The sequence below is a fragment of the Rubrivirga marina genome, from assembly GCF_002283365.1.
In the GTDB taxonomy this organism is placed as follows: Bacteria; Bacteroidota; Rhodothermia; order Rhodothermales; family Rubricoccaceae; genus Rubrivirga; species Rubrivirga marina.
Window position 1 is genome coordinate 3,317,989 of sequence record NZ_MQWD01000001.1, and the last position, 8,744, is coordinate 3,326,732.

Sequence of the window (8,744 nt, forward strand, 5' to 3'; positions counted from 1 at the left end):
GAATGGCGGAGGACGGGGACACCGAGCCCATACGTGGCCTCGACCCCGATCCCGCCATCGTCCTGTTTCTGCCCTACTTTCTTCCCGTTACGCGCCCCCGCCCATGGACGCCCCCGCCGGCCCCGTCACCCGACTCCTGTCGGACCACGCCGACGCGCCCGACCTCGTCGACCGGCTCGTGCCCCTCGTCTACGACGAGCTCCGCGAGGCCGCGCGCCGCCAGCTCCGCCGCGTCGGGCCGCAGACGATCCATACGACCGAGCTCGTCCACGAGGCCTACGCCAAGCTCGTCAGCTCGGCCCGGGTGCCGGCGTCGAGCCGGGCCCACTTTTTTGGCGCCGCCTCGCGCGCCATGCGGCAGGTCCTCGTCGACCGCGCCCGCGCCCGGACGGCCGCGAAGCGCTCGGGCGGCCAGCGCGTGACCGTAGACTTCGACCGGGCCGACCTCGGGGCCGACCCGGCCGAGGAGATCCTCGCCGTCCACGAGGCGCTCGAGCGGCTCGCCGAGTTTGACGCGCGCTCGGCGCGCGTCGTCGAGTGCCGCTTTTTCGGCGGCCTCACCGAGCCAGAGACGGCCGAGGCCCTCGGCATCAGCGAGCGGACCGTGACGCGCGACTGGGCCGACGCACGGGCTTGGCTCCGGGCCGCCCTCCAGGCGGAGGCGTGAGCGACGGCGGGGACCGGCACGGGGATCCGTATGGGGAGGCATCCCCCCCGCCCCCCATGATCACCGACCCCGACCGCTGGCGCACCGTCCGCCGGCTCCTCGGCGAGGCGCGCGAGCTGGCCCCCGCCGAGCGCGCCGCGTGGCTCGACCGCGCCCTCGACGACCCCGACCTCCGCGCCGAGGTCGCCGCGCTCCTCGCGGCCGATGACGACGCCGGCGGCTTCCTCGCGACGCCGGCCGCCGACCGCGCCGCCGACCTGTTCGAGGACACCGACGACGCCTTCCTCGGGCGCCGCGTCGGGCCGTGGCGGATCGAGGAGCGGATCGGCGAGGGCGGGATGGGCGTCGTGTTCCGCGCCGCGCGCGCCGACGCCGACTTCGAGCAGGAGGCGGCGCTCAAGCTGGTCGGCCGCGGGCTCGCGTCCCGCGCGCTCCTCGACCGGTTCCGACAGGAGCGGCGGATCCTCGCGCGGCTGGAGCACCCCGGGATCGCGCGCCTCCTCGACGGCGGCCTCAGCGAGGACGGCCAGCCGTACTTCGCCATGGAGCTCGTCCGCGGCGTCCCGCTCACGGCCTACGCCGACGAGCGCGACCTCGGGGTCCGCCAGCGGGTCCGGCTCCTCCGCGACGTCGCCGAGGCGGTCGCGGTCGCGCACCAGAACCTCGTGGTCCACCGCGACCTCAAGCCCTCGAACGTCCTCGTGGTCGAGGACGCCGACGGCCGGCCGGGCGTCAAGCTCCTCGACTTCGGCATCGCCAAGCTGCTGTCGGACGATGACGATGACGGGACGCTCACGGCGACGACGGCCCTCATGACGCCGGCGTATGCCGCGCCCGAGCAGGTCACCGGGGCGCCCGTCACCACGGCGACCGACGTCTACGCGCTCGGCGTCCTTCTCTACGAGTTGCTGGCCGGGCGGCGCCCGCACGACCTCGGCCCCGGCGCCGCGCCGACGGCCGTTGAGCGGGCCGTGTGCGAGACCGAGCCGCCCGCGCCGTCGGCCGTCGCCCCGCCCGCCCGCGCGCGGGCGCTCCGCGGCGACCTCGACACGATCGTGGGGAAGGCGCTCGCGAAGGAGCCCGCCCGGCGCTACGTCTCGGCGAGCGCGCTCGCGGAGGACCTGGGGCGCCACCTCGACGGCGTCCCCGTGGCGGCCCGGCGCCCGACGGTCGCCTACCGCGTGGGCTCGTTCGTGCGGAGGCACCCGGTCGGCGTCGGCCTCACGGCGCTCGCCGTCGTGTCGCTCGTGGTCGGGCTGGCCGGGACCGCGTGGCAGGCCCACGTCGCGGCCGTCGAGCGGGACCACGCCCGGACCGAGGCCGAGCGGGCCGAGCAGACGGCCGGCTTCCTCCGCGACCTGTTCGCGGCGTCGGACCCCCTGAACCCCGAGACCGAGGGCGACACGCTCCGCGCGCGGACGCTCCTGCTCCGCGGCGCCGCCCGCCTCCGCTCCGAGCTGGCCGACCAGCCCGGGGTCCGCGCGTCGCTCCAGCGGGAGGTCGCCGTGAGCCTCCGCAACCTCGGCCTGTACGCCGCCTCCGACTCGCTCCTCCGAGAGGCCATCGCCCTCCAGCGCGAGGCCGGCGACCGGGCCGCCCTGGCGACCTCGCTCTACGAGCGCTCGCTCACGCTCGACCGGCTCGGCGACTACGACGGGACGACCGAGACGGCCGCCGAGGCCCTCGCGCTCCGCCGCGCCGTGCTCGCCCCCGACGACCCCGACCTCGGGCGCGCGATGGACTGGATGGCCACCGTCCACGAGTGGAACGGCCTCCCCGACTCCGCGCTCGCGCTCGAACGCGAGGCCATCGCGCTGCTGGAGCGGGCCGTCCCCCCTGGCGACGACCGCCTCCTCCAGGCCCGCCACAACCTCGGCTGGATGCTCGTCCACCAGGGGCGGCCCGCCGAGGCCGTCCCGGTCTTCGAGCGGACCGTCGCCGAGGCCCGCGCCGCGGACCCGGACCACCCGGAGATCCCCGCGACGCTGACCGAGTGGGCCATCGCGCTCCGCCAGCTTGACCGGCTCGACGAGGCCGAGGCGCTCTACGACGAGGCCCTCGGCGCCCAACGCGCTCGCCTCGGCGCCGACCACGCGACGGTGGGCCTCACGCTCTCGAACAAGGCCCGCGTCTCGCTCGAACGCGGCGACCTCGACCGGGCTGAGGCGACGTACCGGGACGCCCTCCGCATCTTCCGCGCCCGCTTCGGCCCGGAGGCCTACACCAACGGCGTGGTCCTGACCCACCTCGCGAGCATCGCGCGCCAACGCGGTCAGCTCGCCGAGGCCGAGCGGCTGGTCCTCGAGGCCCTCGCGATCCACGTGGCCGCCTTCCCGGACGGAAGCGACTACACGGCCAGCACGCAGATCGAGCTCGCCCGCGTCCTCCAGGCCCGCGGACGCGTCGAGGCGGCCACCCCGCACGTGCGGGCCGCGCTCGCCACGCGGGAGGCGCAGTACGGGCCCGACCACCGCACGACCGCTGAGGCCCGCGAGCTGTTGGCTGACTTGACGGACGGCTGAGGGTCTCCGGTCCCGGACCGAGGCCGGGCGGGCCGGTCGACGACGCCGTCGGCGCGACCCGTCCCACCTCGTCGATCCCGCGTGGACGTGCAGGAGGAGTGCGCAGTGGTCGCGGGCTCGACCCGTGCGCGGCCGGCACGACGACGCCGAGCGGCGCGAGCACCGTGAGCAGGACGACGACGTCGAGGGCGCGTCGCTCTCGGTGCGGTAAGTGTACCGCGCGTCCCGGGCGCCGGAAACGGCGAGGACCCGCGCCTCCGCGTCGTAGAGACGGGCGGCCGGGTTCTCGGCATGGAGCCGCCCGAATGCGCGGGCGACGCCCCAGGGGCCCGCTCGGCCCCGTCGGATACGGAACCGACGGTCAGGGGGCCGCCCCCGTGCGAGCGGGCCGGAACCGCACCGTCACGGTGCCAAGGTCGGCGTGCGCCGTCCGCGTCTCCACGGGGTCGTCGTCCGCTCCGCCCGCCTTGGCACCGAGGCGGGCGGGGCCTGCTACCGCTTCAGATAGAGGTTCCGCATCTCGAACGGCTTCGAGATGTGCTCGTCCGTGATGTCGTCGACGAACGCGATGGCCTCGCCGGTCGACTTCATCTCGGGCCCGAGCTCCTTCGTGACCTCGGGGAACTTGTCCCACGAGAAGACCGGCTCCTTGACGGCGTAGCCCACCAGCGAGCTCTCCAGCTCGCCCGCCTCGCGGAACGTCTGGAGCGTCTCGCCGAGCATCAACATGGTGCCGATCCGGGCGATCGGGACGCCCGTCGCCTTCGCCACGAACGGGACCGTCCGCGAGGCGCGCGGGTTGGCCTCGATGACGTAGACCGTCTCCTTGCCGTCGCGCGTCTGGACCGCCAGCTGGCAGTTCATCATGCCGACGACGCCGAGCCGCTTGGCGATGTCCGCCACGTACTGGCGGATCGTGGCGACGGCCTCGTCCGAGAGGTCGTACGGCGGGAGGACGGCCGTCGAGTCGCCCGAGTGGACGCCTGCCGGCTCGATGTGCTGCATGACGCCCGCGATCCAGACCTCGTCGCCGTCGGAGAGGCAGTCGCAATCGATCTCGACGGCGTCCTCGAGGAAGAGGTCGAGCAGGATCTCGTTGTGCGGGAACAGCTTGAGGATGTTGGCGACGTACTCGGCCACCTCGTCCTTGTTGATCGCGATCCGCATGCCCTGCCCGCCCAGGACGTAGCTCGGCCGGATCAGGATCGGGTACCCGATCCGCTCGGCGACCTCGACGGCCTCCTCGACCGTGTGCGCCATGCCGTAGGGAGGGAACGGGATCTCCAGGTCGCGGAGCACGTGCGAGAACTTGCCGCGGTCCTCGGCGAGGTCCATGTTCTCGAACGGGGTCCCGAAGATGGGCAGCCCGTGGTCGACGATGTCGCGCGCCAGCTTGAGGGCGGTCTGGCCCCCGAGCTGGAGGATGATGCCGTCCGGGTCCTCGAGGTCGATGATGTCGGCGACGCGCTCCCAGAAGACCGGCTCGAAGTACAGCTTGTCGGCGATGTCGAAGTCGGTCGAGACCGTCTCCGGGTTGCAGTTGACCATGATGGCCTCGTAGCCCATCTCGCGCGCCGCGAGGACGCCGTGGACGCACGAGTAGTCGAACTCGATGCCCTGCCCGATCCGGTTCGGCCCGGAGCCGAGGATGAGCGCCTTTTTCCGGTCGCTCCGCTCCGACTCCGACTCGCCCTGGTCGTAGGTCGAGTAGAAGTACGGCGTCTGCGCCTCGAACTCGCCCGCGCACGTGTCGACGACGCGGTACGTCGGCGTGAGCCCGAGACCGATCCGGTGCTCGCGTACCTCCGCCTCGGAGGTCTCGCAGAGGGCGGCGATCTGGACGTCCGAGAACCCGTGCTGCTTGAGCGCCAGGAGGCGGTCGCGGCCGAGATCCGCCAGCGGCGTGCCCTCGGTCGCCGTCTCCATCCGCACGAGGTCCTGGACCTGGTGGAGGAACCACGGGTCGACCTTCGTCACGTCGTGGACCTCGGCGACGGAGGCGCCGAGGCGGAAGGCGTGGCGGATGTTGAGCAGCCGGTCCCAGTACGGCTTCGCGAGCCGCTCGCGGACGACGTGACGGTCGGGGAGCTCGCCGTCGAGACCGGCGTGCCCCTGCTCCAGGCTCTGGAACGCCTTCTGGATCGACTCGGTGAACGTCCGCCCGATCGCCATCACCTCGCCGACCGCCTTCATCTGCGTCGTCAGCTCCTCGTCGACGCCCTCGAACTTGTCGAAATTCCAGCGCGGGATCTTGGTGACCACGTAGTCGAGCGCGGGCTCGAAGCAGGCGCTCGTGGTGCCCGTGACCTCGTTGGGCAGCTCGTCGAGCGTGTAGCCGACGGCGAGCCGGGAGGCCACCTTCGCGATCGGGTAGCCCGTCGCCTTCGACGCGAGCGCCGACGACCGGCTCACGCGCGGGTTGATCTCGATCACGATCATCCGCCCCGACGCCGGGTCGACGGCGAACTGGATGTTGCAGCCGCCCGCGAACGTCCCGATCGAGCGCATCGCCTTGATGGCCGCGTCGCGCATCCGCTGGTACTGCTGGTCGGTCAGCGTCTGCTGCGGGGCGACGGTCACCGAGTCGCCGGTGTGGACGCCCATCGGGTCGAGGTTCTCGATCGAGCAGATGATGACGACGTTGTCCTTGGCGTCGCGCAGGAGCTCGAGCTCGTACTCCTTCCACCCGAACAGGCACTCCTCGATGAGCACCTCGTGGACCGGCGAGAGCTCGAGCCCGCGCGTCACCTTCCGGTCGAACTCGCCCTCGGTCCAGACGATGCCGCCGCCCGCGCCGCCGAGCGTGAAGCTGGGCCGGATGACGATCGGCGCGAACCCGCGGATGCCGTCGGCGCCGCCGGCCAGCTCCTGCGTGATCTCCTTGGCTTCGAGGAGCGACTTCGCCACGCGCGACCGCGCCTGGTCGATCCCGACCCGTTCCATGAGGTCGCGGAAGGCCTGCCGGTCCTCGGTCGTGTGGACGGCGTCCATGTCTACGCCGATGACGGCGATCCCCTCCTTCTCCCAGTAGCCCTCCTGTTGGAGCTGGTCGGCGAGGTTGAGCGCCGTCTGTCCGCCCATCGTCGGGAGCACGGCGTCGGGCCGCTCCTTCTCGACGATCTGCTTGATGCTCTTGGGCGTGAGCTCCTGGAGGTAGACCGCGTCCGCCGTCATGGGGTCGGTCATGATCGTGGCCGGGTTCGAGTTGACCAGGATCACGCGGTAGCCCTCGTCGCGGAGCGCGCGGGCGGCCTGCGTGCCGGAATAGTCGAACTCGCAGGCCTGCCCGATCACGATGGGGCCGGAGCCGATGAGGAGGATCGAGGAGATGTCGGTGCGCTTGGGCATTCTTCGGTACGGGGTACCAGGTGCGGGGATGGGGGGCGACGTACCCGGTACCGCGTACCGAGCACCCGCCGGTGCTAGCTGGCGCTGAAGCCGCCGACGGTCTTCTTGTCCTCCCGCTCGAGGACGACGAGGCAGGCGAACTGGGCAGGCGCCGTGGCGCCGCCGGTGCCGCCCATGGCGGACGTCGACGTGATCCGCCAGTCGTCGTTGAGGAGGGCGGTGAGCTCGTCGACGGCGTCGGTCGGGTGGGTGGGCGCGTAGTGGACGACGACGACCTTGCGTTGGGTAGCCATGGGGTGGGTCAGCCCGCCTCGGCGTCGAGGCCGGACGGGTCGAAGACGTGGGTGAAGGTGAAGGCGTCCGGCGTCGGACCGTGGGCCTGGAGGGATTCGAGGCGCTGCTTGGCCTCGCGTGGGGACGGGCGGTGCCCCTCGTCGACCCACCAGAGGGCGTAGTGGGGCCGGCCGAAGGTGGAGAACCACTCCTTCCGACGCCGGACGTACTGGGCGTGGCCTGACTGGTAGGTGTAGTCGCGCAGCGCGTCGACCGAGCGCCACACGCTCAGATTGACGAGGAGGTGGCTGTCACCGAAGACCCGCCCAACGAGCCGGTTGACCTCGTCGCCCTGGAGGCGCCAGACGAACCCGGGGGACTGCTCGGCGAGTCGGTTCATGGGCTCGATGGCCCGCGCAAACTCCGACATCGTGGTGCCGTCCATGGGCCCGAGGGGGCGAGCGAGGTTGACCTGGGCGAGGTGCATCTACGCGTCCTCGACGGGATCGGCAGACGGCTCGGGGACGGCGGGCTGCGCGAGCTCCCGGCCGTCCATGAGCGCGACGAACTGGTCGAACAGGTAGCGGCTGTCGTGCGGGCCGGGGCAGGCCTCCGGGTGGTACTGGACCGAGAAGCCGGGGAACCGGAGGAACTTGAGCCCCTCGACCGTCTGGTCGTTGAGGTTCCGGTGGTCCACCTCGGCGATCCCGTCGAGGCCGGCTTCCTGAACGGCGAACCCGTGGTTCTGGGTCGAGATCTCGACGTGGCCCGTCGTCAGGTTGAGGACCGGGTGGTTCGCGCCGCGGTGCCCCACCTTCATCTTGTAGACCTCGAGCCCCTCAGCGAGGGCCATGAGCTGGTGGCCGAGGCAGATCCCGAACGTCGGCGTGCCGCTCCCGATGACCTGGCGGGCGAGGTCGACCGCCTCGGGCATCGCGCGGGGGTCGCCGGGGCCGTTCGAGAAGAAGATGCCGTCGGGCTCCCAGGCCATCACGTCGTCGAACGACGTGCCGGCGGGGAACACGCGGACGGCGCAGCCGAGGTGGGCGAACGACCGGAGGATGTTCCGCTTGACGCCGTAGTCGAGGACGGCGACGCGGCGCTCGCCGCTCTCCGCGAAGTCGTACGGCTCGCCGGCGGTCACGCGGCTGGCCAGCTCGAGGCCGGCCATGCTCGGGACGGCCTTCGCCTTGGCGACGAGCGAGGCGTCGTCGAGGTCCTCCGACGAGATCACGCAGTTCATCACGCCCTGCTCGCGGATGTGGCGGACCAGCTTCCGCGTGTCGACACCGGAGATGCCGACGAGCCCGTGGCGCTCCATGTAGGCCGCGAGCGTCTCCTCCATGTCGCTGTTGGACGGGTCGCGTGAGAACTGGCGGACCACGAGGCCGGCGACGTGGGGGCGGGGCGCTTCGGTCGCCTCCTCGAAGGCGCCGTAGTTGCCGATGTGGGGGTACGTCATCAGCATGACCTGCCCGGAGTAGCTCGGGTCGGTCAGGATCTCCTGGTACCCGCTCATCGACGTGTTGAAGCAGAGCTCGCCGGCCGTCTCGCCGACGGCGCCGACGGACTGCCCTTCGACGACGGTGCCGTCTTCGAGCGCGAGCTTGGCGGGGAGCGGAGTGGGCATGGGCGTGGGGTACAAAAAAAGCCTTCCGAAAAACGGAAGGCTCAACGGCGGCGGGGCCGTTCTTGGGAAGGCGAGGCGGTCGAAATCCGGGGGGCTTGCATAGCGTCCGACGGCTCCGCCCAAGCTACGCAGGGCCGCGCGGCGCGGCGGGACACCGTCCCACTTTCACATGGCGTTTGCGACGCGGCCCGTTCCAGCCCCCTCGGAAGGCGTCGGGATTGATCTCTGACGGCGCGTCGCGGGCGCGTATCCTCGCCGACGCCCGTTCCGCTCCCGTGCCCGCCGCGCCGCCCCCGCTCCCCTC

Annotated in this window: 6 protein-coding genes; 2 read left to right on the forward strand and 4 right to left on the reverse strand. The window is 72.2% G+C overall.

All coding sequences use genetic code 11. The annotated features are described in order from the left end of the window. Positions 1–103 precede the first annotated feature (103 nt). Both BSZ37_RS14055 and BSZ37_RS14060 read left to right on the forward strand, forming a co-directional pair. On the forward strand, positions 104–667 hold the full coding sequence (locus BSZ37_RS14055) for an ECF-type sigma factor (protein WP_095511159.1): 564 nt from the start codon (positions 104–106) through the stop codon (positions 665–667). A 56-nt stretch (positions 668–723) separates the two neighbouring features. After that, positions 724–3,189, forward strand: a complete 2,466-nt coding sequence (locus tag BSZ37_RS14060) for a serine/threonine-protein kinase (RefSeq protein ID WP_095511160.1) — start codon at positions 724–726, stop codon at positions 3,187–3,189. 492 nt (positions 3,190–3,681) lie between these two features. Here the strand turns inward: BSZ37_RS14060 and carB are convergent, their stop codons facing one another. From carB to carA, 4 genes are all read right to left on the reverse strand, one after another. Beyond that, positions 3,682–6,537: a carbamoyl-phosphate synthase large subunit gene (gene carB, locus BSZ37_RS14065; RefSeq protein ID WP_095511161.1), complete on the reverse strand. Its 2,856-nt coding sequence runs from the start codon at positions 6,535–6,537 to the stop codon at positions 3,682–3,684. Positions 6,538–6,611: 74 nt separating this feature from the next. After that, a complete protein-coding gene (locus BSZ37_RS14070) occupies positions 6,612–6,830 on the reverse strand; it encodes a hypothetical protein (protein ID WP_095511162.1) in 219 nt (72 codons plus the stop codon). 8 nt (positions 6,831–6,838) lie between these two features. Next, the gene (locus BSZ37_RS14075) at positions 6,839–7,297 is read right to left on the reverse strand and encodes a DUF3291 domain-containing protein (protein ID WP_095511163.1); all 459 of its coding nucleotides are present in this window, start codon (positions 7,295–7,297) and stop codon (positions 6,839–6,841) included. Continuing rightward, a complete protein-coding gene (gene carA / locus BSZ37_RS14080) occupies positions 7,298–8,440 on the reverse strand; it encodes a glutamine-hydrolyzing carbamoyl-phosphate synthase small subunit (protein WP_095511164.1) in 1,143 nt (380 codons plus the stop codon). It lies immediately after the preceding gene. Positions 8,441–8,744 lie beyond the last annotated feature (304 nt).